Source organism: Streptomyces yerevanensis (genome assembly GCF_000716805.1).
GTDB classification, from domain to species: Bacteria; Actinomycetota; Actinomycetes; order Streptomycetales; family Streptomycetaceae; genus Streptomyces; species Streptomyces flaveus.
On record NZ_JNWJ01000044.1, the window covers coordinates 1 to 24081 of the forward strand.

General features: G+C 69.9%; 25 protein-coding genes and 1 tRNA gene. 6 read left to right on the forward strand and 20 right to left on the reverse strand.

Features of this window, described 5'->3' with window-relative positions; all coding sequences use genetic code 11:
• Positions 1 to 185: 185 nt before the first annotated feature.
• The 6 genes from OP79_RS34630 to OP79_RS34655 form a co-directional block, all read right to left on the reverse strand.
• Complete coding sequence (locus OP79_RS34630) at positions 186 to 1343, reverse strand: FAD-dependent monooxygenase (protein WP_033325873.1); 1158 nt, start codon at positions 1341 to 1343, stop codon at positions 186 to 188.
• 154 nt (positions 1344 to 1497) lie between these two features.
• On the reverse strand, positions 1498 to 2334 hold the full coding sequence (locus OP79_RS34635; RefSeq protein WP_033325874.1) for an MOSC domain-containing protein: 837 nt from the start codon (positions 2332 to 2334) through the stop codon (positions 1498 to 1500).
• A 25-nt stretch (positions 2335 to 2359) separates the two neighbouring features.
• A complete protein-coding gene (locus tag OP79_RS34640; RefSeq protein WP_033325875.1) occupies positions 2360 to 3115 on the reverse strand; it encodes an alpha/beta fold hydrolase in 756 nt (251 codons plus the stop codon).
• Positions 3112 to 3765 carry a HEAT repeat domain-containing protein gene (locus OP79_RS34645; protein WP_078492189.1) on the reverse strand — a complete coding sequence of 218 codons (654 nt, stop codon included), beginning with the start codon at positions 3763 to 3765 and terminating at the stop codon, positions 3112 to 3114. The genes OP79_RS34640 and OP79_RS34645 overlap by 4 nt, the downstream gene beginning before the upstream one ends.
• Before the next feature lie 151 nt (positions 3766 to 3916).
• A complete protein-coding gene (locus OP79_RS34650) occupies positions 3917 to 4336 on the reverse strand; it encodes an Hsp20/alpha crystallin family protein (protein WP_033325877.1) in 420 nt (139 codons plus the stop codon).
• A 147-nt stretch (positions 4337 to 4483) separates the two neighbouring features.
• Positions 4484 to 5464 (reverse strand): GlxA family transcriptional regulator, encoded by a 981-nt coding sequence (locus OP79_RS34655; RefSeq protein ID WP_033325878.1) that lies wholly within the window; start codon positions 5462 to 5464, stop codon positions 4484 to 4486.
• Between the two features lie 166 nt (positions 5465 to 5630).
• On the opposite strand from OP79_RS34655, the gene OP79_RS34660 reads away from it, so the two are divergent.
• A complete protein-coding gene (locus OP79_RS34660) occupies positions 5631 to 6212 on the forward strand; it encodes a DUF2269 family protein (RefSeq protein ID WP_033325879.1) in 582 nt (193 codons plus the stop codon).
• Between the two features lie 27 nt (positions 6213 to 6239).
• Here the strand turns inward: OP79_RS34660 and OP79_RS34665 are convergent, their stop codons facing one another.
• The gene (locus OP79_RS34665; protein WP_033325881.1) at positions 6240 to 6599 is read right to left on the reverse strand and encodes a VOC family protein; all 360 of its coding nucleotides are present in this window, start codon (positions 6597 to 6599) and stop codon (positions 6240 to 6242) included.
• A 74-nt stretch (positions 6600 to 6673) separates the two neighbouring features.
• Positions 6674 to 7708, reverse strand: a complete 1035-nt coding sequence (locus tag OP79_RS34670) for a GlxA family transcriptional regulator (protein WP_051745145.1) — start codon at positions 7706 to 7708, stop codon at positions 6674 to 6676.
• 44 nt (positions 7709 to 7752) lie between these two features.
• On the opposite strand from OP79_RS34670, the gene OP79_RS34675 reads away from it, so the two are divergent.
• The gene (locus OP79_RS34675) at positions 7753 to 9087 is read left to right on the forward strand and encodes an MFS transporter (RefSeq protein ID WP_051745146.1); all 1335 of its coding nucleotides are present in this window, start codon (positions 7753 to 7755) and stop codon (positions 9085 to 9087) included.
• On the opposite strand, the gene OP79_RS34680 is transcribed toward OP79_RS34675, so the two are convergent.
• Positions 9082 to 10590 carry an MFS transporter gene (locus tag OP79_RS34680; RefSeq protein WP_033325882.1) on the reverse strand — a complete coding sequence of 503 codons (1509 nt, stop codon included), beginning with the start codon at positions 10588 to 10590 and terminating at the stop codon, positions 9082 to 9084. The genes OP79_RS34675 and OP79_RS34680 overlap by 6 nt on opposite strands.
• A gap of 57 nt (positions 10591 to 10647) precedes the next feature.
• Positions 10648 to 12018, reverse strand: coding sequence for a DUF445 domain-containing protein (locus OP79_RS34685; RefSeq protein ID WP_033325883.1), 1371 nt, complete (start codon positions 12016 to 12018; stop codon positions 10648 to 10650).
• A 220-nt stretch (positions 12019 to 12238) separates the two neighbouring features.
• On the opposite strand from OP79_RS34685, the gene OP79_RS34690 reads away from it, so the two are divergent.
• Positions 12239 to 13579 (forward strand): SGNH/GDSL hydrolase family protein, encoded by a 1341-nt coding sequence (locus OP79_RS34690; protein ID WP_033325884.1) that lies wholly within the window; start codon positions 12239 to 12241, stop codon positions 13577 to 13579.
• 168 nt (positions 13580 to 13747) lie between these two features.
• Here the strand turns inward: OP79_RS34690 and OP79_RS34695 are convergent, their stop codons facing one another.
• The 4 genes from OP79_RS34695 to OP79_RS34710 form a co-directional block, all read right to left on the reverse strand.
• The gene (locus tag OP79_RS34695; protein WP_033325885.1) at positions 13748 to 14641 is read right to left on the reverse strand and encodes a DUF1707 SHOCT-like domain-containing protein; all 894 of its coding nucleotides are present in this window, start codon (positions 14639 to 14641) and stop codon (positions 13748 to 13750) included.
• Between the two features lie 10 nt (positions 14642 to 14651).
• Positions 14652 to 15653, reverse strand: a complete 1002-nt coding sequence (locus OP79_RS34700; protein WP_245685554.1) for an ABC transporter ATP-binding protein — start codon at positions 15651 to 15653, stop codon at positions 14652 to 14654.
• Between the two features lie 3 nt (positions 15654 to 15656).
• Complete coding sequence (locus OP79_RS34705; protein ID WP_051745151.1) at positions 15657 to 16421, reverse strand: ABC transporter permease; 765 nt, start codon at positions 16419 to 16421, stop codon at positions 15657 to 15659.
• A 100-nt stretch (positions 16422 to 16521) separates the two neighbouring features.
• Entirely contained in the window at positions 16522 to 17322 is an 801-nt protein-coding gene (locus OP79_RS34710; protein ID WP_033325886.1) for an ABC transporter permease, read from the reverse strand.
• Positions 17323 to 17533: 211 nt separating this feature from the next.
• On the opposite strand from OP79_RS34710, the gene OP79_RS34715 reads away from it, so the two are divergent.
• Positions 17534 to 19897, forward strand: coding sequence for a transglycosylase domain-containing protein (locus OP79_RS34715; RefSeq protein WP_033325887.1), 2364 nt, complete (start codon positions 17534 to 17536; stop codon positions 19895 to 19897).
• 71 nt (positions 19898 to 19968) lie between these two features.
• On the opposite strand, the gene OP79_RS34720 is transcribed toward OP79_RS34715, so the two are convergent.
• Together OP79_RS34720 and OP79_RS34725 are read right to left on the reverse strand one after the other, a co-directional pair.
• Entirely contained in the window at positions 19969 to 20310 is a 342-nt protein-coding gene (locus OP79_RS34720) for a GroES family chaperonin (protein WP_033325888.1), read from the reverse strand.
• 45 nt (positions 20311 to 20355) lie between these two features.
• A complete protein-coding gene (locus tag OP79_RS34725; RefSeq protein WP_033325889.1) occupies positions 20356 to 20745 on the reverse strand; it encodes a DUF3618 domain-containing protein in 390 nt (129 codons plus the stop codon).
• Positions 20746 to 20879: 134 nt separating this feature from the next.
• Here OP79_RS34725 and bcp point away from each other — a divergent pair, with 134 nt between their 5' ends.
• Together bcp and OP79_RS34735 are read left to right on the forward strand one after the other, a co-directional pair.
• The gene (gene bcp / locus OP79_RS34730; protein WP_033325890.1) at positions 20880 to 21347 is read left to right on the forward strand and encodes a thioredoxin-dependent thiol peroxidase; all 468 of its coding nucleotides are present in this window, start codon (positions 20880 to 20882) and stop codon (positions 21345 to 21347) included.
• Positions 21348 to 21406: 59 nt separating this feature from the next.
• Positions 21407 to 21490, forward strand: a tRNA-Leu gene (locus tag OP79_RS34735).
• 55 nt (positions 21491 to 21545) lie between these two features.
• On the opposite strand, the gene rdgB is transcribed toward OP79_RS34735, so the two are convergent.
• The 4 genes from rdgB to OP79_RS34755 form a co-directional block, all read right to left on the reverse strand.
• Positions 21546 to 22148, reverse strand: a complete 603-nt coding sequence (rdgB, locus tag OP79_RS34740) for an RdgB/HAM1 family non-canonical purine NTP pyrophosphatase (protein WP_033325891.1) — start codon at positions 22146 to 22148, stop codon at positions 21546 to 21548.
• A gap of 96 nt (positions 22149 to 22244) precedes the next feature.
• Entirely contained in the window at positions 22245 to 22649 is a 405-nt protein-coding gene (locus OP79_RS34745; protein WP_033325892.1) for a hypothetical protein, read from the reverse strand.
• A gap of 170 nt (positions 22650 to 22819) precedes the next feature.
• Positions 22820 to 23557, reverse strand: a complete 738-nt coding sequence (gene rph / locus OP79_RS34750) for a ribonuclease PH (protein ID WP_033325893.1) — start codon at positions 23555 to 23557, stop codon at positions 22820 to 22822.
• A gap of 98 nt (positions 23558 to 23655) precedes the next feature.
• Entirely contained in the window at positions 23656 to 23955 is a 300-nt protein-coding gene (locus OP79_RS34755) for a PTS sugar transporter subunit IIB (RefSeq protein ID WP_342669568.1), read from the reverse strand.
• Positions 23956 to 24081: the final 126 nt, after the last annotated feature.

The following is a 24081-nucleotide window of genomic DNA, read 5'->3' on the forward strand; positions in this document are numbered from 1 at the left end:
ACCCATAGGCAGACCATGCTGCTGGTCTCGTTACTCACGCACGTCTTGGACACGCTTGCAGCCTAACCAGCAGCATGATCGACCGGACAAGTCCTAGTCGCGTCGGGATGGGCCAACAGCAACTGTTCCCCGACTCCCCCGTGTTCGCCGCGATGATGCGCGAACCGTTGCACCAGGCGTGACCGTCACCCCAGCCCCGGCGGTGTCCAGTCCGCATGCCGCAGGACCGTGCGGATGGTCGCGCGGGAAGGGGCCAGCCGGAGAGCCGTGTTGCGTGCGGCGACGGCCAGGGGATGTGTCAACTGCTGGCCCATCCGGCCGATTTGGCGGGCAGCGCGGGCGATGGACCGGCAGCGCGGGCGGCGCTCGGCGTCGTAGCGGGCCAGTGCCGATTCGACGGTGGGCTCGGCGGCGAGTGCCGCGGCCAGGACGACGGCGTCCTCCAGTGCCAGGCTGGTGCCCTGGCCGAGGTTCGGGGTCATGGCGTGGGCCGCGTCGCCGAGTAGGACGATCCGGCCCGCGGTGTAGGCGGGCAGGGGCGTCACCAGTTCGTGGATGTCGTGGTGCAGGACCGCGTCGGGCCGGGTCGCGTCCAGCAGGGCGGGGATCGGATCATGCCAGTCGCCGAAGCGGCGGCGCATCGCGGCGAGGCCGTCCGTGTGCCGTACGCCGGGTGGCGAGTTGAGCACCGCGTGCCACTCGGCCCGGCCGTCGGCGAGCGTGATGTGACCGAACTCGGCGCCGTTCGCCCAGGTCAGTTCCAGGTCGCTGGCCAAGTCGACCGGATGGTCGGTGAGGGCGCGCAGCACGGTCGTCCCGCTGTAGGCCAGGCCGGGATGGCCGGGGAAGAGCTGGGCGCGCAGCCGGCTGCCCACTCCGTCGGAGGCCACGACCAGATCCGCCTCCAGGACGGCGTCGTCGAGGGGTATCCGCACCCGGCTCGGGTCGGAGCGGTCGACGGAGGCCACCTCGGTCCCGACGACCAGACACTCGGACGGCAGTTCCGCCCGCAGCAGCCTGTGCAGCACAGCTCGGGTGACACCGAGGACCGGCGTGCCCAGCGCACGCTCCAGCGCGGCCCCGTCCATCCGGGCCAGCCAGCCGCCGCCGGGGACGCGGGTGCCCCCGGTGTACTGAGGCCGGGCAGCCGCGCGCACCGCCTCGCCCACGCCGAGGACGTCCAGGGCCCGGACGCCGTTGGCGTGCAGCGAAATACCCCCGCCCACGTCGGCGAGTACGGGGGCGCGTTCGACAACCGTCACCTCCCAGCCGACCAGGCGCAGACCGATCGCCACAGCAAGCCCGCCGATGCCTCCGCCCACCACCACCGCGCTGCCACCCATACCGCCGGCCTCCCTCGTCCGCCCCGCCGTGGTCCCACGTAATTCTGCCGGGTGGGCGGGGCGGCGCCGCGCCGCAAGTGTCTGCCGGCGGGACGGCCATCGACCTGGCCTGCTCACCAAAACCAGGCCCACGACGGCCGACCTCACCACCGCACTACAACTCCGCCTCACCCCACAAAGCAACCCGCACCTCATCGCCCACGGACAGCTTCCCCGGCCGGAGCACGGCGTACTTCGTGCCGAAGGCCACGCCGCCCCCGCCCGAGACGGCTCGACGGTAGGTCGCAAGGGTGCGCAGGGGTTCGGGGCCGGCCCTCGTGCCGGCTTCCTGGTCGACCAGGGTGACGGCGCAGCGGATGGCGAGCTTGGTGTAACCGAGTTCCGTATCGGCGATGGTGATCCGGCGGACGCGGTCCTCGGTGTGGGGGTCGTCCCAGCCGCCGATGACGATGTTCGGCCGGAAACGGTCCATGGGGAGGGCATCGCCGCCCCGTTCGGTCAGCCGCTCGTTCAGCAGGTCCAGCGTGGACCGTGACAGGACGTGAACGGCGCTGCTGTCGGCGTAGCCGGAAGTGCCGGGGATCCGGCCGTCGGTGACTCGGTCGTGCTCGGGCGGTACGCGTACCAGACGGCTCGGCGCGCCGAGGACTTCGGACAGCCACGCGGCGGCTTCGTCACCCTGGTCGATTCCCGTGAACGGCGCGCCGAACAGGTTCACGTCCCGGCGCGGGCCGGATGTGTCCACGTCGATGTCCAACGCGTACGGGCGACTGGGAGCGTGGAGGGTGAGCCGCTCTCCGTCGGCGCTGATCCCGGGGCGGATCAGCGCCAACCGCGGCCAGCGCCGTTGCGTCCGGTACACGCCTTCCTCGCTGGTGACCATGAAGCTCCGGTCGTGCGCGAGCCCCGCGGGCGTCAGCACCGCGTCGTGCGCCGAGACGCCGGCGCATCCCTTGACCGGGTAATACGACAGCTCTACGACTCTGGCCACGTGCTCCCCTTATCTCGTACGTCGTTCATGCCGTACGTCGTTCATGCCGTGCCCGTGCCAGAAAAGCCCGCACCGCTTCGTACAGGAGCCGGGGCTGGTCCAGGTGCACGTCATGCCCCGCGTCCTGGATGACCTCGGTCTCGGTCGTCGTCGACGTCGGGCGGCGAGTTCGCATCTCCGCCGGCTCCGATGCCGGCATCGTGCCCTGTACACCGCGTACGACGAAGGTGGGGCAGCGGACCTGTTCCCACTCGGTCCAGTACGAGCGCTCGGCCAGTTCCGCCACCGCGGCCACCATCATGTCCCGGTCCGCGAAGGGCACCGGGGACTTGTCCAGCCAACCGCCTATCTCGATCGGCAGGTTGGGGCTCGGACCGGACGGGCCCGCCTCGATCAGGATCAGGGTGTCGATGAGGTTCGGGTGGGCCGCCGCGGTGAGAAACGCCGTGTGGCCGCCCAGGGACTGGCCCACCAGCGTTACCGGGGGCAGGGACAGGTGCTCGATCACGGCCACGGCGTCCGCCACGCAGGACGCCCTCGTCATGTCCCGTGGGCGGCGGGTACTGGCGGCGTGGCCTCGGGCGTCGTACCTCACCACCCTTTGGCCGTCCCTCTGGAGGCGGGTCGTCATGTCGTCCCACTCCCCCATGTGGCCTGCCAGGCCGTGCAGGAGAAGGAGTGGGGGCGACGGGCTGGAGCCACCTTGACCTTGGGTGTCGCTGTACGCGATGCGAGTGCCGTCAGGGACGGTGACATGCCCGGTGGCAGGGGTGGCTGTCATCGTCGGTCGCGGCGGCGTGGGCGTGGAGCCGTGCGGCGGTGGATGGGACCGCCGGGGGCGTACCAGCCTGTCTTCTTGCGGACCATTGGGGACGGGTCCGTCTCGTGGGTGTGGGTCAGGGCTGTCGCTGCTTCGGGGTGGGTGTGGACCCAGCGGCCCACCAGTTCCGCGGCCATGGCTCGTACGTGGGCGTCGGAGTCGTGGTGCAGCAGGTGGATGCCGAGTGGGAGGACCACCGCGCTGTCGGGACGGCAGGCGTCCGTCTTGCAGCGGTCGCAGGACAAGGCGTGCAGGGCGGCGTACCGGACCGGGGCGGCCGGGTCGTCGAGCATGGCGATCAGGTCGTCCAGGACCTCCGGTACGAGGAGGTGGTCCAGCAGGTTGCAGCACTGCTCGCGTACGCGGGGCTGGGGGTGGCGCAGGCCCCGGCGGATCGCGGGGATGGCGGCGGGGCCGTGGCGCATCAGCTCGCGGAAGGCCTCGGGGCGGCGGGGCTCGCTGCCCAGGGCGTGGACCAGGGCGTCCACCTGTACGTCGGGCAGCGCGTCAGCCCGTACGTCTGCCGAGGCTTCTCCCCGCACGACTTCCTGTACGTCGTCCCGTACGTCCGCCCGTGCCCGCGCTTCCTTGGGTGAGTCCGTCGCCGGCATGCGCTCCCCCGTCCACTCGCTCCCCGACGAGTCTGCGCATGCCCTCTCCGCGTCAACAACTTATTTAGCGATGGGCTCCGCCCCGCGGGCGAACCCACGGGGCGGTACGGCACGGCGGCCGTCGCGTTCTGTCAGCTGACGTCAACCGCCGTCAGCTGCTCAGCTGCTTCTTGGATCCGCCGCCGGAGATCTGGATCCGGCGCGGCTTGGCCTGCTCGGCCACGGGGATGCGCAGCGTCAGGACCCCGGCGTCGTACGAGGCGTCAATACGCTCCGTGTCGAGGGTCTCGCCGAGGAACAACTGGCGGGAGAACGTACCGGTGGGGCGCTCGGCGACGACGACCTCCGCGCCGTCGGGGGCGGGGGAACGGCGTTCGGCGCGTACGTTCAGCACGTTCCGTTCGACGTCCAGGTCGATCGACTCCGGGTCGATGCCGGGGAGGTCGAAGTGGACGATGAAGTCGTCCCCGGACCGGTAGGCGTCCATCTGCATCGCCGCGGGGCGAGCGGAGCTGAAGACCTGCTGCGCGAGCCGGTCGAACTCGCGGAAGGGGTCAGTACGCATGAGCATCACGGGTCACTCCTTTCGTGCGGTGGCTGGCTGCGATGCCCTACGGCTTCTTATATAACTCCCTAGAGGAAAGTTGACAAGCCCCGACTCAGCCTCGGGCCGACGAGCCCCTGCCCAGCCCTCACCGGGCCTCCGACCTGCAAGTCCTCAGTCCACGGCCACGCCCCGGAACGCCCTCCGATACGCCTGCGGGCTCGTACCCACCACCCGCTTGAAGCGGTCCCGGAACGCCGTCGGGGAGCCGAAACCCGCCTGCGCGGCAATCCGCTCGACGGGATGCGTGGTGTTCTCCAGCAGGTACTGGGCCCGGCGGACCCGCGCCCGGTGCAGCCACTGCAGGGGCGTCGTGCCGGTCTGTTCGCGGAAGCGGCGGTTGAGGGTGCGGGCGCTGGTGCCCGCGTGGGCGGCGATGTCGTCGAGGGTCAGGTCGTGCTCGGCGTTCTCCTCCAGCCAGCGCAGCAGGGGTTCCAGCGCACCGCCGGCCGGGGCCGGAGGCTGCGCGTGGACGATGAACTGGGCCTGGCCGCCCTCCCGTTCGAGCGGCATGACGGCGAGGCGGGCCGCGTCCGCGGCGACGGCCGAGCCGTAGTCCTTGCGGATCATGTGCAGGCACATGTCGAGGGCGGCGGCGGAGCCCGCCGAGGTGAGGAACTGGCCGTTGTCCACGTACAGGACGTTGGCGTCGACCTCCACGTCCGGGTACATGTCCGCCAGATGCGGGGCGGCCAGCCAGTGGGTGGTCGCCCGCAGCCCGTCCAGCAGCCCGGTCGCGGCGAGGATGAACGCGCCCACGCAGACGGAGGCGATACGGGTGCCGTTCGCGGCGGCCTCGCGCAACGCCTCCCGTACGCCGGGCGGCAGCGGGACGGTGGGATCGGCGACGCCGGGCAGGATGATCGTGTCGGCCCCGGCCAGCCCCTCCAGTCCATACGGCGCCCGCACCGTGAACGAGACCGCGTCCGCCGACCCCGCCAACGAGACCGCACTCACCTCCTCCTGAGGCGCACAGACCCGCACCCGGTAGGCGTCACGGCCGTCGGGCAGCCGGGCGCCCGAGAACGTGTCGATCGGGGCGGAGAGGTCGAAGGGGATGACCTGGTCGAGGGCGAGTACGGCCATGGTGTGCATGGCGAAAGGGTAGGCAAGGTGCGGGGACTGGCCAACGGGTGGAACCGCTGTTCAAGGTGCATGGGTGATACCGAATCCCTGCTGGCGGGCCCATGGCGAGAATCCGTTGCCCCCTGGCAATATCGCCACTTCTCGATGATCCCGTACGCCGCCTACCGTCCCTGGCGTGACCAAGTTCCTTCTCACCGTCCACGTCATCGCCGCGATCGTCGCCATCGGGCCCGTCACCGTGGCCGCCAGCATGTTCCCGCCCGCCGCGCGCCGGGCACTCGCCGAGCCGGGCGATCCGCGGGCGCTGGAGACCGTACGTCTGCTGCACCGGATCTGCCGGGTGTACGCCACAGTCGGAGTCGTCGTCCCGGTCTTCGGCTTCGCCACGGCCGGCAGCATGGGCGTACTGGGCGACGCCTGGCTGATCGTCTCGATCGCCCTCACCACGCTCGCGGCCGCGGCCCTCATCGCCCTGGTCCTGCCGCGGCAGGAGGCGCTCCTCGAAGCGGCGGAGACGGGCGAGACCGCCGGGGCCGGCACCGACAAGAGCACCGAGACAGCCGGGGGCCACAAGAACACCGGCAAGAACGCCGACGACAACACCGGCAAGAGCACAGAGACAGTCGCGGCCACCAAGACGGCCCCGGACACCCGCGCCACCGCTCAACTCGCCATGTACACCGGCATCTTCAACCTGCTCTGGGCGACCGTCACCATCCTCATGATCGTCCGCCCGGGTTCCACCACGGGCGCCTGACCCGGCTTCCGGCTGCCGACTACCGACTCAGCCGCGGTGCGTGAGCACGTTCACGACGCGCCCGTTCGGGTCCCGTACGAAGAAGCGCCGTACGCCCCACTCTTCGTCCCGGAGATCTCGTACGATCTCGGCGCCCGACACGAGTACCTCGGCGTACACCGCGTCGACGTCCTCGACCTCGATGCTCAGGTCGGGGACGACCGGCGCGGTGCGCTCCTCGGTGATGAAGATGAGCTGCGCGGTGGGGTCGGAGGGGGAGGCGAGAGTCATGACCCAGCCGAGATTCATGACCTCCTCAAGCCCCAACCGGCCGTAGAAATCGCGGCTTTGGGCCATCGACTCCTCGGAGTCGGTCTGGAAGTCGGGGACGATCCTGCGGACGGTCATCGGCCCTGATCAGCTCCTCTCAGATCCACTCAGTACGCGTACTCAGCCGTCGCCCGGGCCCTGCTGTCCATGCCCTACTGCCCAGGCCCTACGACTGTGCCCTTGAACGTCGCCCGGTACGCCCCCGGCGACACCCCCAGCGTCGCGTGAAAGTGCTGCCGAAGGGACGCGGCCGTGCCGAAGCCCGCCTCCGCCGCGATGCGGTCGACGGTGTGGTCGGTCTGTTCCAGCAGTTCACGCGCCCGGTCGACGCGGCGCTGGGTGAGCCACTGCATGGGCGTGAGGCCGGTCTCCTCGCGGAAGCGGCGGCTGTACGTACGGACACTCATCGCGTCCCGCGCGGCCAGCTCGCGCAGGGTCAGCGGGTCGGCAAGGCTGGCCAGCGCCCAGGCGCGCGAGGCGGAGGTGGTCGAGCCCGTCAACTGGCCGTCCGGCACCGGGCGTTGGATGTACTGCGCCTGGCCGCCCTCCCGGTGCGGCGGTACGACGGTACGGCGGGCCACGTTCGCCGCGACCGCCGCGCCGTGGTCCCGGCGGATCATGTGCAGGCACAGATCGATGCCGGCCGCCTCGCCCGCGGAGGTCAGTACGCGGTCCTCGTCGACGTACAGGACGTCGGGGTCCACGCTCACCGCGGGGAACGTCCGCGCGAAGAGGTCCGTCGACATCCAGTGCGTGGTCGCCCGCAGGCCGTCCAGGAGTCCGGCCGCGGCGAGGACGAACGCGCCTGTGCAGATGGAGGCGATACGCGCACCACGAGCGCGGTCCAGCGCTTCGGCCAGCTCCGCGCTCAGGCCGCCGGGCTTCAGGTACTCGTCCTCCTCGTGCGACGACGGGACGATCACCGTGTCGGCGGTCGCGAGGGCCTCCGGGCCATGGGGCGCGTAGATCGGGAAGTCCGCGTCCGTACGGATCATGCCGGGCGTGACGGCGCAGGTCAGGAGGGTGTAGAGCGGCCGGCCCGAGCGTGAGGCCGCGTTGCCGAACAGCTGGTGGGCCAGGCCCAGCTCCATCGGCAGGACGCCGTCCCGGACGAGGACGGCCACTCGGTGCGGCGCCTTTTCTGCCATCACGCGGTCCATGGCCAGATTCTTGCACATCATGGCCATCTGGCCACTCGTTGTGGTGCCTCCGGAAGCGGAGGGTCGACGTCATGACCACGGACACGCCCCGGACACCGGCCACCACTCGGATCTCGAACCGCACCCGGACCCCGAACCGCACCCCCTGGATCGTCGCCACCGCCGCCGCCCTCGCCATCGTCACCGCCGGGGCCTTCACCACCCTCGCGGGGCTGCTCGTCGGGCCGTTGCACGAGGAGTTCGGGTGGTCGCGGGGCACGATCGGGCTCGGGACGTTCGTGAGCATGGCGCTGTACGGGGCTACGGCGCCGTTCGCGGCCGCGCTGATGGACCGGTTCGGGATGCGGCGGGTCGCGACCACCGCCCTCGCCCTCGTCGCAGCGGGCGCCGGGCTGACCACGACGATGACGGCGTCCGCCCAGTTCGTCCTGTACTGGGGCGTGTTCGTGGGGCTCGGCACGGGTGCCACGGCGACGGCGTTCGCGGCGACGGTCACCGAGCGGTGGTTCGTGGCGCGGCGCGGGCTGGTCACGGGGCTGCTGACGGCGGCGAGCGTGGTGGGGCAGTTCGTGTTCCTGCCGGTGCTGTCGGAGGTGATCGACGCGCACGGCTGGCGGTCCGCCGCGCTCGCCCTGGCCGTGGCGGCGACGGCCGCCCTGCCCCTCGTATGGCTGCTGCTGCGGGACCATCCGGCGGATGTCAACCAACCTCCGTACGGGTCACGGGAGTTCGTGCCCAAGCCCGCGCCCGTGCCGGGTGCCGCCCGGCGTGCGGTCCGCGTCCTCGCCCGCGCCACGCGCACGGCGCCCTTCTGGCTGCTCGCCGGCACCTTCGCCGTCTGCGGGGCGTCCACCAACGGCGTCATGTGGACGCACTTCGCGCCCGCCGCACACGACCACGGGATGCCGGTGACCGTCGCCGCCTCGCTGCTGTCGCTCATCGGGATCTTCAACGTGGCCGGAACGGTCGGCTCCGGACTGCTGACCGACCGCCTCGACGCGCGCCGGCTGCTCGCCACGTACTACGCCCTGCGCGGCCTCACCCTCCTCGTGCTGCCGCTGCTGCTCACCGCGACCGTCGGGCCGCCGATCGTCACGTTCGTCATCGTCTTCGGGCTGCTCGACGTGGCGACGGTCCCGCCGACGCTGGCCCTGTGCCGCGCGTACTACGGTTCCGACGCACCGGTCGTCTTCGGCTGGGTCAACGCCGCCCACCAACTGGGCGCAGGACTCGTCGCCTTCCTCGGCGGCGCGGCCCGGGACGCCTTCGGGTCATACGACTTCGTGTGGGTGGCGGCGGGAGCCCTGTGCGCGATGGGCGCGCTGATGGCCCTGACGATCAGGCGGCCGACACAGGACGAACTGACCACAACGGTCCAGGAGCCGTACCGGACCGGCAGCCTATGAGCCGTACCGGGCCGCTGTCCCCGGAGCAGCCATCGTGGTCGTTGCCGTCAGCGGGCGGGCGATGTCCTCCAGGGAGCGGCGTTCGGCGCGTATCGCGAGGGCCGCCGCGACGAGGCCCGCCGCGCACATCAGGGCGGCGCCGATCTGGAAGGCGAGGACGGTGTCGGCGACGACGCCCGACTCGGTCAGCTTGGCGAAGAGCAGGGGGCCGCTGATGCCACCGGCCGCGGTGCCGATGGCGTAGAAGAAGGCGATGGCCATGGCGCGGGTCTCCATCGGGAAGACCTCGGAGACCGTGAGGTACGCGCTGGACGCGCCCGCCGAGGCGAAGAACAGCACCACGCACCAGCAGGCCGTCAGGGTCGTCGCGCTCAGCGAGCCCCTGTCGAAGAGCCAGGCCGTGCCGAACAGCAGCAGACCCGAGAGCAGGTACGTCGACGAGATCATCACCCGGCGGCCGACGGTGTCGAAGAGCTTGCCGAGCAGGAGCGGGCCGAGGAAGTTGCCGGCCGCGATGACGGCGAAGTAGTAGCCGGTGTCGGAGGTCGAGACGTCGAAGAACGTGGTGAGGATGGCGCCGAAGCCGAAGGTGATCGCGTTGTAGAGGAACGCCTGGCCGATGAAGAGGGAGAAGCCGAGCACGGCGCGACGGCGGTACTGCGAGAAGACCGTACGGGCGATGGTGCCGAAGCCGATACTCTCGCGCTGGCGGATGGTGATCTCCCCTGCGGGACGCGGGAGTTCGCGGCGGCCGGTGTGCTCCTCGTGTTCCTCGGCGACCTGCTCCTCCACCGAGGAGACCAGCCGTTCCGCCTCCTCTTCCCTGCCGTGGATGAGCAGCCAGCGTGGGCTTTCGGGGACGTTGCGGCGGACGAGGAGGATGACCAGGCCGAGGACGACGCCGAGGGCGAAGGTGAGGCGCCAGCCGACGTTGATGGCGAACAGGTCCGTGTTCAGCGCGACGATCGACAGCAGGGAGCCGCCGATCGCGCCGAGCCAGAAGCTGCCGTTGATGATCAGGTCGACCCGGCCGCGGTAGTGGGACGGGATCAGCTCGTCGATCGCCGAGTTGATCGCCGCGTACTCGCCGCCGATGCCGAAACCGGTGAGGAACCGGAAGGCGAAGAACCACCAGGAGTGGAAGGAGACCGCGGTCAGGGCCGTGGCGCCCAGATAGACGGCGAGCGTCACCATGAACAGCTTCTTGCGGCCGAAGAGGTCGGTGAGCCGGCCGAAGAACAGCGCGCCCGCGCAGGCCCCGGCGACATAGAGGGCGGCGGCGATGCCGGTGACCTGCGCGGAGGAGATCGGCAGTCCGCTGCCCTCCTCGGAGAGGCGTCCGGCGATGTTGCCGACGACGGTGACCTCTAACCCGTCGAGGACCCACACCGTGCCGAGGCCGATCACCACCGTCCAGTGCCAGCGTGACCATGGGAGGCGGTCGAGGCGGGCGGGGATGGCCGTGGTGACGGTACTGCCGGTCTGCGGCTCGGTGACGGACATGGGCTCGGCTCCCTCCTCGTCGAGCGAACCCCGGACGGGTCCCCGACTGCGGAGGGGTTACGCCCCCAATGCCCGCGACACCGTGTAGATGACCAGCCCCGCCAGCGAGCCCACCACCGTGCCGTTGATCCGGATGAACTGCAGGTCGCGGCCGATGTGCGCCTCGATCTTCCTGGTGGTGTGCTCGGGGTCCCAGCCCGCGACGGTGTCCGTGATGAGGGAGGTGATCTCGTCGCGGTACGTCGTCACCACGTACACCGCCGCGTCCTCGACCCAGCCGTCGATCTTCGACTGGAGGTTCGGCTCGGTGGACATCCGCCGGCCGAGCGACAGCAGCGAGGCCCGGACGCGCAGCCGCAGTTCGCTGCGCTCGTCCTCGGCGGCTGACACGATCATCTGCCGTACGGAGGACCAGGCGGAGGCGATGATGTCCTGCACCTCGCCACGGCCGAGGACCTCGCGCTTGAGGTTCTCCACGCGGCCGCGGGTGTCGGTGTCGGACTGCAGGTCGGCGGCGAAGTCGGTGAGGAAGCGGTCGAGGGCGCCGCGGGCCGGGTGGGCGGGCATGTCGCGCATCTCGGTGACGAAGCGCAGCAGCTCCTTGTAGACGCGCTCGCCGACCCGCTTGTCGACGAACCGCGGGGTCCAGCCGGGGGCGCCGCCCTGCACGGCGTCCATCACCTGGTCGTTGTGCAGGACCAGCCAGTCGTGGGCCCGTACACAGATCAGGTCGACGGCACGTTTGTGGCCGCCTTGCGCGACGATGCCCTCCAGCATCTTCCCGATACGCGGGGCGATCTCCGCCGAGTCGGCCCGCCGGTTGATGGCCTCCCCGACGATGGCCTGCACATCGGAGTCGCGCAGCACGGCGAGAGCGCCCCGCAGCGCGGTGGACAGCTCCGCGGTGACCCGGTCGGCGTGCTCCGGCTCGGCGAGCCACACACCGAGGCGGCTCCCGATGCCGACGGCGCGCAGACGTTTCCGTACGACCTCGTGCGACAGGAAGTTCTCGCCGACGAACTCGCCCAGGGAGACGCCCAGCTGGTCCTTCTTGGTCGGGATGATCGCGGTGTGCGGGATGGGCAGGCCGAGGGGATGGCGGAACAGGGCGGTGACGGCGAACCAGTCGGCGAGCGCGCCGACCATGCCCGCCTCGGCCGCCGCCGCGACATACCCGGCCCAGGCACCGGCGCCCGCGTGGGACGCCCACTTGGCGAGTACGTAGATGACGGCGACCAGGAGCAACATGCCGGTGGCCGTGATCTTCATCCGGCGGACGCCGCGGCGCTTCTCCTCGTCGGCGGCGCTGTAGTAGCCCATGGCCCGGTTGCTGGTGCGGCTACTGGTCCGGTTAGTGGCGCGGGCCGGCTGGGCACTTGGCCCTATGAGCTCGGTGCGCTCGACTTCATCCGCTTTCGTACGTTCCATCCACTCCACCCGTTCGCAGAACCCGTACCCATTGTCCCTTTCCCGCCGCCATCCCCCTTCCTGACCGACTCCTGGAACGGAACAGGAGTTCCCGGCGTCTTCCATTCGGGGGTTCGAGACGGGAACGGGGGGCCCGTCGGACACCTCCCGCGCCATGCCTCATCATGAGGTCATCACATCGGAGCCTTGGGCTCCCACTGCTCTAGGAGACCTGCACCGCATGACCAAGCGTCACGGTTATGCCCTGCTGTCGGCGATCATCGCCATGATCATGGCCGTTTCCGCGGCCATCTACGTCGGAGTCGGCTTCGACGACGGCGCCGCCCGGGACACGATGGCGGGCGGCCGTGGCCCGCACAACAACCCGGCGGCTCCCGCGTCCACCGGCGTCTGGGTCGGCACCTGGTCGACATCCCCGGCCGGTGCCGAGCCGGGCACCGAGACGAACGGCATGGCCGGCCGTTCCGTACGCAATGTCGTGCACGCGGGCGTGGGGGGCACCGCGGCGCGCGTCACCCTGTCGAACCTGTACGGGCAGCAGCCGCTCAACATCGCGCACGCCTCGATCGCCGTGGCGGCCACCGCGAACAACGCCGCCGCTGCCGCCGACACCATGCGCCGCCTCACCTTCGGCGGCAGCCCTTCGGTGATCGTCCCGCCCGGGCAGCAGGTGGTCAGCGATGCGGCACGGCTGCTGATCCCGCACGACACGGACATCCTGGTGACCACGTACTCGCCCACGCCGTCCGGTCCGGTCACCTATCACCCGACGGCGCGGCAGATCTCGTACACCGCTCAGGGTGACCGTACGGAGGACGTGACCGGGGTTCCGTACACCGGGCAGACCCAGGTCTGGCGCTATCTGACGGCGGTGGACGTGCTGAGCAACGAGTCCGAGGGCACGGTCGTCGTGATCGGCGACTCGCTCACCGACGGCGTGACCTCCAGCATGGGCGAGAACCGGCGCTGGACCGACGCCCTCGCCGACCGGCTGCGGCTGCGCGACCGAGACCGAGACGGCTCGGACGTGCCCCGCTACAGCGTCGTCAACCAGGGCATCAGCGGAAACCGTGTGCTGGCCGGCGGCGGGGGCCGCCCCGCCGGGAACCCGAGCGCACTGAACCGCTTCGACCGTGACGTCCTCGACCGCACCAACGTCAAGGCCGTCGTCATCGCCCTCGGCGTCAACGACATCCTGCGCACCCCGCACCAGACCGACCCCGACAAGATCACCTCCGGTCTGCGCGAGCTGACAGAGCAGGCCCACAACCGCGGGCTACGCGTCATCGGCGCGACCCTCATGCCGTTCCAGGGCCACCGCGGCTACCGCCCCAACCTCGAAGCCACCCGCCAGGCCGTCAACGCCCAGATCCGCTCGGGCGACATCTTCGACGACTACGTCGACTTCGACGAGGCGGTCCGCGACCCGTACAACCCGCGCCGCCTCAACCCCCTGTACGACTCGGGGGACCATCTGCACCCGAGCGACCGGGGGTACGAGCAGATGGCGAAGAAGTTCGACCTGGACATGCTGAAGGGGGCGGCTCCGGCGGAGCTGTGACGCTGGGGCCGCACCCCTGAGGCTGAAGGGGGCGCGGGAAGGCGCAGCGTCTTTGGGGCCGCGGGAACGCAGGCTTCGCGGGGAGGCGCAGTCTTTTAGGGGCGCAGGGAACTGCGCGACCAGCCCCGACGGACCCGCAGCCGACATACCGCCTCCCCCGCCGAGCTCTTAGTCCCGCTCGCGCCGCCGCTCGTCACGCTCCTCGTGACGAGCCCGGCGCCGCTCCTCCCGATGCTCCCGCATCAACTCCCGATGCTGCTCCATCGCATCACGGTGGACGGACCGAGCCTGGTCAAGCGCGTCCCGGGTCGCGGAATGACCCATGTCCAGCGCGTCCTGGTAGGAGGACCTGCCCTCCAACTCCTCCCGTTCCCCTTGGCGGCCAGCCTTCCGCTCAAGCTTCTCCTGACGCCGCTGCTCCTTGATCCGCAACCGCTCCGCCCTGGTCAGCTTCCGCTCAACCCCGACACCGCCCCAGAAGGCGAAGCCCGTCACGATCACGCGTGGCGCGCCGGGATCGCCGCGCACGCCCTCCTCGCGCTGGTCGAAGCCGCCCATGATGCCGATGCCGCGGACGACGACCTCGACGCCGGGCGGCACGATCACATCCAGGCCACCCATGATCGCGACGCAGTTGACGACGACCTCGCGGTCCGCGAAGTCCGCCTCACGCAGATCAATGGCGCCGCCACCCCAGAACGCGAACGCGTTGAACCGCCTCGGCATGGTCCAGCGCCCCTTGCGCTCGAACCCCGACATGATCGCGACGCCCCACTGCGACGAACCCTCACCCCCGACGATCCGCCCCGCCCAGTCACCCGCCCCGGACTCGGCGGGCTCCTTGACCATCGACACAGGGGACGGCGGCGTCACCCCGGCGGCAGGCAGATCGCGCGTGATCGGCGCGAGCTCCCCGTACGTACGCGCCTTGTACGTCGCGTCGAGCCGTTCCTCGAACTCCTCCATGTCGAGGCGGCCCTCCGCGACGGCCTCCCTGAGCACTTCGGCGACTCGTTCACGGTCTGCGTCTGACGCCCGCAATTCGGGGAGTTCTTCGGTCATATACCGAAGCCTACGAGGTTGCCTTCTCCGCGTACATGCGGCTGATGACGGCCTCGATGTCCGGTTCCCGTACCGAGAGGTCCACCAGCGGATACTCGGCGGCGATCCGCGCGACGAGCGGCGCCGCCGACGCCGAGGCCGGGAAGGCGAGCCACTGCCGCGGCCCTTCGACCTTCACCACACGCGCCGACTCGACCTCGATGGGCGGCAGTTCGCGCTCCAGGTCCACCACCAGGGTCCGCTCGCTGTCGCCGATCTCGTGCAGCCCGGTGAGCGGGCCGTCGTACATCATGCGCCCGTGGTCGATGACCATCACCCGCGAGCACAACTGCTCGATGTCCTGGAGGTCGTGCGTGGTCAGCAGCACCGTCGTGCCGCGCTCGGTGTTCACTTCCCGCAGGAACTCCCGGACATTCGCCTTGGAGACCACGTCCAGGCCGATCGTCGGCTCGTCGAGGTAGAGCACCTCCGGATCGTGCAGCAACGCCGCCGCGATGTCCCCGCGCATCCGCTGCCCGAGGGAGAGCTGCCTCACCGGGACGTCCAACAACGCGCCCAGATCGAGGAGTTCGACGAGACGGTCGAGGTTCTCACGATAACGGCCGTCCGGGATGCGGTACATGCGGTGCATCAGCTTGTACGAGTCGATCAGCGGAAGGTCCCACCACAGCGTCGTACGCTGCCCGAACACCACCCCGATCCGGTGCGCCAGCCGCGTCCGCTCACGGGACGGATCGATGCCGGCGACCCGCAGCCGGCCGCCGCTCGGCGTGAGGATCCCCGTCAGCATCTTGATCGTCGTCGACTTGCCCGCACCGTTCGGCCCGATGTAGCCGACCATCTCGCCGCGCGCCACGGAGAAGGAGATCGAGTCGACCGCCCGTACCTGGTGCCGCTCCCGGCGCAGGAAGCCGGTCTTCTTGCGTACGTCGAAGACCTTCTCGACACGGTCGAGCTCGATGAAACCGCCCGTCACACCGCCTGCCCCGACACCCGTCACACCATCTGCCACTGACTAACTCCCTGTACTCCGGTACGAACGAAGCCCCGCCCGCCACAGCACACCCGCCAGCGCACAGCACACCCCGGCGGCGAGCGGCGACAGATACGTCACCCATGTCGGCAGATCGAGCGGATACGGCCGCCCCAACACATAGGACGCGGGCAGCCAGTTGACGAATGCGAGCGGCAGCACGAAGGTCACCCCGCGCACCAGGTCCTTCCCGAACAGCGTCGGGGGGTACTGCAGCAGCGTGGTGCCGCCGTACGTGAACGCGTTCTGCACCTGGGCGGCGTCCTGCGCCAGGAACTGGAAGGCCGCGCCCGCGACGAAGATCGCCCCGAAGATCACCGCGCCGCTGACCAGCATCACCGGCACCAGCAGCGCCTTCGGCGCACTCCAGTCGACGTCGACGGCGAACAGCGCCCAGCCCAGCACCAACGACCCCTGTATGACCCGGCCGAACCGGCGCAGCGGGAACTGGTCCGCGGCGACCTGCGCGAGCACCGGAACGGGACGTACCAGCAGCGTGTCGAACGACCCGTCGCGTATCCGGGTGCCCAGGACCTCCGACGAGCCGAGCAGCAGGTCGGTGATCCCGAACGCCGTCACCGACAGGCCGTACAGGAAGGCCACCTCGGGCAGCGTCCAGCCGCCGAGCGAGTCGACCTGCGAGAACATCAGCAGGATGCCGACGAAGTCAAGGCCGGACAGCAGCAGGTTGCCGAAGACCGTGACGACGAAGGAGGTGCGGTAGGTCATGCCCGCCCGGATCCACATCCCGGCGATCAGCAGGTAGGCCCGCAGACCGTCCGTGAGCCTGGAGCCGACCGTGGAGCCGGTCGTCGTGGATGCGGTCGTGGAGTCGACCTTGGTTGTCTCACCCACCCTGCACCACCACCCGCCGCGTAGCCGCCGACTGCAACAGCCGCCCCACCGCCAGCAGTGCCACCGCCCACGCCGCCTGGAAGGCGAACGCCCCGAGCGGGGCGGTCTCCCCCATCAGGACATCCGCCGGGATCTGCAGCTGCGCGGCCCACGGCAACGCCTGGACGAGGTCACCGAGCGCGTCCGGGAAGGCGTTCAGCGGCAGTGTCATGCCCGAGCAGAAGATGCCCGTGACCATCAGGGCCTGCATGACGCCCCTGGCGTCCATGAGCCAGAACACGCTCAACGCCGCCAGATAGCGGATCCCGAAGCTGACGACCGCCGCCAGCAGCAGCGCGACCAGGAACGCCGCCCAGGTGCCGAAGTCCCCCGGCAGGGCCATCGGGAAGAACAGCGCACCGAAGACGAACGGGATCACGCCCCGCCCCGCCAACTGGAACAGCATCCGCCCCAAGTCACTTGCCAGCCACCACAGTTGGAGATCGGCCGGCCGGTACAGGTCGACCGCGATCTCACCGGTGCGGATGCGCTCCATGAGCTCGACCTCGAAGCCTCCGCCCTGGAGGGCCAGCGCCGCGAACAGCGCCTGCCCCAGCCACACATAGGTCACGGCCTGCGCCTGGTCGTACCCGCCCAGATCCGGCCGCTCCTCCCACAGCGCCAGATACGTGTACACGAGGATCAGCCCGAACACGGTGTTGGTGAACACCCCCGCCGCCGTGGCCACCCGGTACGTCGCGTACCGCCGGAAACTCCCCACCGCGACGGCCGCATACAACCGCCCCGCGCCCACGACCACACTCCTCCCGCGCGCCCGCCCGCCAGACACCGAAGCGCAGGAGCCTAGTCCCCGGACCGTACGCCGTGCCAGGCATTTTCCGAGCACAAAGCGTGTGCCTCGGGCAGGGAACGGAACGCACGGTGCGAGAGTCTTCAAGAGCGGGCAACAGACAGTTAAGAGGGCGTACAGGGACGTACGCCGTGAAACGGGAGTACGGCACGACATGAACGACCAGCCGCAGCCGCAGCAGCCGAGCACCGCGCCCCCGAGACGGCGCACCGGCCGGCGCCGGCTGATCCCGACCTGGCGGACGGTGCTCGGCACCTTCCTCGGCGCACTCCTCCTGCTGATCGGCCTGTTCGCCCTCGGCTACTTCCTCGTCGAGATCCCCGCGGCGAACGCGGCAGCGACGAAGCAGAGCAATGTCTACCTGTACGCGGACGGCAGCCGGCTCGCCCGCGACGGCGAGGTCAACCGGGAGAACGTCACCCTCGCCCGGATCTCCAAGAACACCCAGCACGCCGTGCTCGCCGCCGAGGACCGGGACTTCTACTCCGAGTCCGCCGTCGACCCCCAGGCCATGATCCGCGCCGCCTGGAACACCGTCACCGGCAAGGGAAAGCAGTCCGGCTCGACGATCACCCAGCAGTACGTCAAGAACTACTACCTGGCGCAGGAGCAGACGGTCACCCGGAAGATCAAGGAGTTCTTCATCGCCATCAAGCTCGACCAGGAGGTCAGCAAGGACGACATCCTCGAGGGCTATCTCAACACCAGCTACTTCGGCCGCAACGCCTACGGCATCCAGGCCGCCGCCCACGCCTACTACGGCGTTGACGCCAAGGACCTCACGGCCGCCCAGGGCGCGTACCTCGCGACGCTCCTCAACGCCCCCAGCAAGTACGACGTGACCGCGCACCCCGAGAACAAACCGGCGGTCGTGGGCCGCTGGAACTACGTACTCGACGGCATGGTCAAGAAGAAGTGGCTGCCCCCCTCGGAGCGGGCCGCACTGAAGTTCCCGGCACCCAAGGAGGCCAAGGGCTCCGCCGGACTCTCCGGGCAGCGCGGCTACCTCGTGCAAGCCGTCAACGACTACCTCACCGGCAGCGAGATCATCGACGAGGACGCCCTCGCCACCGGCGGCTACCGCATCACCACCACCATCCAGAAGGACAAGCAGGACGCCTTCGTCAAAGCGGTCGACGACCAGGTGATGAACCAGCTCGACAAGAAGAACCGCGAGATCGACCGCAACGTCCGCGCCGGCGGCGTCTCCATCGACCCGGCCACCGGCAAGGTCGTCGCGATGTACGGCGGCATCGACTACACGAAGCAGTACGTCAACAACGCCACCCGCCGCGACTACCAGGTCGGCTCCACCTTCAAGCCCTTCGTGCTCACCTCCGCCGTACAGAACGGCTCGACCACGCAGGACGGCCGCCTCATCACCCCGAACACCGTCTATGACGGCACGAACCAGCGGCCCGTCGAAGGCTGGCAAGGCGCCTCGTACGCGCCCGAGAACGAGGACCAGGCCTCGTACGGCCCGATCTCGGTCCGCGAAGCCACCGACAAGTCCGTCAACGCGGTGTACGCACAGATGGCGGTGGACGTCGGCCCCGAGAAGGTCCGGCAGACAGCCCTCGACCTGGGCATCCCCTCCTCCACCCCCGACCTGACGGCCTCCCCCTCCATCGCCCTCGGCCCCGCCACCGCAAGCGTCCTCGACATGGCGGAGGCGTACGCCACGCTCGCCAACCACGGCAAACACGGCCGGTACTCACTCGTCTCCGAAATCACCAAGGACGGCCAGGACGGCACCGAGGGCGCCATCACACTGCCCTCCCGCGACACGGGCGTCAGGCAGGCCGTCAGCCGCGAGGCCGCCGACACCACGACAGCGGTCCTACGAGGCGTCGTCGAAGGCGGCACCGGCACCGCCGCACAGGCCGCGGGCCGCCCCGCCGCCGGCAAGACCGGCACCGCGGAGGAGGACCAGGCCGCCTGGTTCGCCGGCTACACCCCCGACCTCGCCACCGTCGTCGCCGTCATGGGCCAGAACCCGAAAACGGGCGCCCACACCCCGCTGTACGGAGCACTCGGCCAGGACCGCATCAACGGCGGCGGCTACCCGGCGCAGATCTGGGCCCAGTACACGCAGGCCGCGCTCGAGGGCACGGAGGCGAAGGACTTCGACCTGCAGATCCAGGCGGGCGCGGAGGAACCGGAGCTCCCGACGGAGGAGCCCTGGGAGGAGTGGCCGCCGGACACGGGCGAGGAGAACAACGGCGGCACGACGGACGGGAGCGACGGATCGAGCGGGCCGGAGGACGGGGGGCCGACCACCGGCAGCGAGGAAACCCCGAGCACACCTCCGGCCTCGACGGCCCCGGACCAGCCCAGCGGCGGAACGTCGACCGACGGCGGCACGACGGGCGGGACGGCCGGAGGGAAACCGACGGACGGCGGCACGACCGACGGAAGCACGTCGTCGACGGGCGGCGACACGTCCACGGGAGGCGGCGGCACAACGGACGGCGGCGGGATCACGGCGGGCAGGACCGAGGGCGGAGCGACCTCGTGACCTTCAGAAGCGCCGGATGGCTACAGGCCCCTGGATACCTACGGACTCCTGGATACCTGCAGGCCGACTGGCTACAGGTACAACCCCGTCGAGTCCTCGGAACCCTCGAACCGGTCCGCCGCCACCGCGTGCAGATCGCGCTCGCGCATCAGCGCGTACGGGACACCGCGCACCTCCACCTCGGCGCGGTCCTCCGGGTCGAACAGGACACGGTCGCCGGGCTCGACGGCCCGTACGTTCTGCCCGACCGCGACGACCTCGGCCCAGGCGAGCCGACGGCCCACGGCCGCGGTCGCCGGGATCAGGATGCCGCCACCGGAGCGGCGCTCGCCCTCGGTGGTGTCCTGCCGCACGAGCACGCGGTCGTGCAGCATCCGGATGGGCAGCTTGTCGTGATGGGTGTTCGCACTCACGCCCCCGAACCTACCTGGCTTTGCGCGACACGTACGCGGCCGGGGTCAGCGCTTGCGCCGCCGGGAACCCGAAGCGCGGCCCCGAGAGCCCACGGCGCCGCGCCGGGAACCCACGGCGAGCATCCCGACCACCCCGACCACCCCGACCACCACCAGGGCCACCGGCACGATGCGCTCGAGCCGCGGCGCGCCCTCCTCGTTCACCAGCTGGCTCTTCACATCGCTGACCGCGCGGTTCACACCGACGTAGGCACGGCCGAGGGTGTGGTCGATGCTCGAGACGACCTTGGCCTTCGCGTCGCCGACGATCGTCTTCGGGTGCACCCGCGCACCGATCTCGTCGAGCGTCTCGGCGAGGGTCTCGCGACGGCGCTTGATGTCCGCCTCGATCTGCGCCGGAGTTCTGATGTCCGGCGTGCTGGACGTATCCGACACCGCGCTGCCTCCGTGGTCGTATGTGGCCGTTTGCTCTGGCCGACAGTCTGTCAGCTCCGTCCGCCACCCACCCCCCTGGCACCCCCATTACGCTCGGATCCGTATCCACCACCCCGCAAGGAGACCGAACCGAGATGAGCGAGCGACTCCAGCCCGGCGACACCGCCCCCGCCTTCACCCTGCCCGACGCCGACGGCAACGAGGTCTCCCTGGCCGCCCACAAGGGCCGCAAGGTCATCGTCTACTTCTACCCCGCCGCCCTCACCCCCGGCTGCACCAAGCAGGCCTGTGACTTCACGGACAACCTCGACGTCCTGGCGGGCGCCGGCTACGACGTCATCGGCATCTCCCCCGACAAGCCGGAAAAGCTGGCCAAGTTCCGCGAGAAGGAGTCCCTCAAGATCACCCTGGCCGGCGACCCCGACAAGACGGTCATCGAGTCCTACGGCGCCTACGGCGAGAAGAAGAACTACGGCAAGACGTACATGGGCGTCATCCGCTCCACGGTGATCGTGGACGAGGAGGGCAAGGTCGAACGGGCGCTGTACAACGTGCGGGCGACCGGCCATGTCGCCAAGATCATCAAGGACTTGGGGATCTGAGGGGAAAGGCGACACCTCACTGACGCCAGCCGCCAGCCCGGTACCATGACTGACGACTGGCGGCGGTGGTGCAATGGCGACACAGCTGGTTTAGGTCCAGTGACCCGTGACAGGGTTTGAGGGTTCGAATCCCTTCCGCCGCACCCTCCAAGGGCGCCCTCTCGCAGGGCGCCCTTTGTCGTACGCACCCGACAGGTGTCAGCCCAACAACTCCCGCAACACCGGCACCAGCCCCCGAAACGCCTTCCCTCGGTGGCTGATCTCGTTCTTCTCCTCCGGAGTGAGCTCCGCGCACGTCCGCGTATCCCCGTCCGGCTGGAGGATCGGGTCGTAGCCGAAGCCGTGGGTGCCGGCCGGCTCGCGGCGGAGGGTGCCGCGGAGGCGACCCTCGACCACGCGTTCCGTTCCGTCCGGCAGGGCCAGCGCCGCGGCGCAGGTGAAGTGGGCGGCGCGGTGTGGGTCGGGGATGTCGCTGAGCTGGTCGAGGAGGAGGGTGAGGTTGGCGCGGTCGTCGCCGTGGGAGCCGGACCAGCGGGCGGAGAAGATGCCGGGGGCGCCGCCGAGTACGTCGACGCAGAGGCCGGAGTCGTCGGCGACGGCGGGGAGGCCGGTGGCCTGGGCGAGGGCGTGGGCCTTGAGGAGGGCGTTCTCGGCGAAGGTGACGCCGGTTTCCTTGACGTCGGGGATGTCGGGGTAGGCGTCCGCGCAGTCCAGTTCGTAGTGGAGGTCTGCGGCGGCGAGGATCGCCTTGAGCTCGGTGAGCTTTCCGTGGTTGCGGGTGGCGAGGATCAGGCGGGTCATGGCTCTCACAGTAGTCACGTCGCCGGTGGGGGGGCGCCTCTCGTTCAGGGCGCCCCCCGGTTCCGTAACTCCTGGATCACGTAACCCCTGGATCATCTACGAGGTGCAGACCTTGGTCAGTTCGCCGGCGGCGTCCGTGACCGGGCTGATGTCCGGTGTCTCGTCGCCGTTCTTGATGGAGTCGCGGACGTTGGTGACGGCTGCCTGGAGGTCGTCGACTGCCTTGTTGACGTCGGTGTCCTCGGTCTTGTCGCCGATCTCGTTGAGGTTCTTGTCGATGGAGTCGAGCGCTTCGCTGGTCTGCGTCGGGTCGTTCGCCGCGTTTTCGACGGCCTGTTGGAGTTCGGTGACGCTGGTGGCGATGGCGTCGGCGGTCCTGGCGCAGTCCAGCGCCTTGTTGACGGCGTCGCAGCCGGTGGTGAGCCCGGCGGTCAGCGCGACGGCTGCCACTGCGGCGGCGATGGTGGTACTGCGACGTCGCGGGCGTCGGCTCGCGGCCATGGGACAGTCCTCCCGTTGCTTCAGGCCCTCGATGGGCCTGTGTGGTGCGGCGGGGGCGTACGGCGGTGTGCCGTACGCCCGTACTGGTAGGGACGCGGGGGCCGCTGCCGTGGTTGCCCGTGGCGCTGCGGCTCCTCTTGGTGCGGAGTTGGCGCGTCCTTTACGGTCCTTTACCTTTCGAGGACCGTATCAAGTGCCTTGCGCTGTACGGCAGCTAGTTCTGTGCAGCCCGAAACGGCAAGGTCGAGCAGGGAGTTGAGTTCTTCGCGGGCGAAGGGTTCGGCTTCGGCGGTGCCTTGTACCTCGACGAAGCGGCCGTCGCCGGTGCAGACGACGTTCATGTCGGTGTCGGCGCGTACGTCTTCCTCGTAGCAGAGGTCGAGGAGGGGTACGCCGCCGACGATGCCGACGGACACGGCGCTGACGGTGCCGGTGAGGGGCTGGCGGCTGGGCCTGAGGATTTTTTTGGTGCGGGCCCAGGTGACGGCGTCGGCGAGGGCGACGTAGGCGCCGGTGATGGCGGCGGTGCGGGTGCCGCCGTCGGCCTGGAGTACGTCGCAGTCGAGGACGATGGTGTTCTCGCCGAGTTGCTTGTAGTCGATGACTGCGCGCAGGGAGCGGCCGATGAGGCGGCTGATCTCGTGCGTACGGCCGCCGATCTTGCCGCGTACGGATTCGCGGTCGCCGCGGGTGTTGGTGGCGCGGGGCAGCATGGAGTACTCGGCGGTGACCCAGCCTTCGCCGCTGCCTTTGCGCCAGCGCGGGACGCCTTCGGTGACGGAGGCGGTGCAGAAGACCTTGGTGTCGCCGAAGGAGATGAGGACGGAGCCTTCGGCGTGCTTGCTCCAGCCGCGCTCGATGGTGATGGGGCGGAGCTGCTCGGGCGTGCGGCCGTCGATTCGTGACATGGCGACGAGCCTAGCCTCCCGAATGGGAGGGGCCGCCTCCAGTGAGGAGAGCGGCGCCTCAGGCAGGAGCCCTGCGGCTCACATCATGTCCCCGCGGCTCACATCATGTCTTCGATGTCCGCCGCGATGGGGTCGGCGTCCGTGCCGATGACGACCTGGATGGCGTTGCCCATCTTGACGACGCCGTGTGCGCCGGCGGCCTTCAGGGCGGCCTCGTTGACCAGGCTTGCGTCTACGACCTCGGTGCGGAGGCGGGTGATGCAGCCTTCGATCTCTTCGATGTTGTCGATGCCGCCGAGCCCGGCGACGATCTTCTCAGCCTTGGTGGCCATGTCCTTCTCCCTGATCCGGTCCGTTGCGCCGCTGTGCCGCGTTGCCTGGTTGACGCTGTGCCGCAGTAACGCACAGGTCTACACCAGTTTGCAACGGTCGCCAAACGCGGGGTTGGTGAGGGTTGGCGAGAAACGAAAGTGCGGGTTCCTTATCCTCCCTTCACCGTGCTACAACAGGTCTACACCACTGAG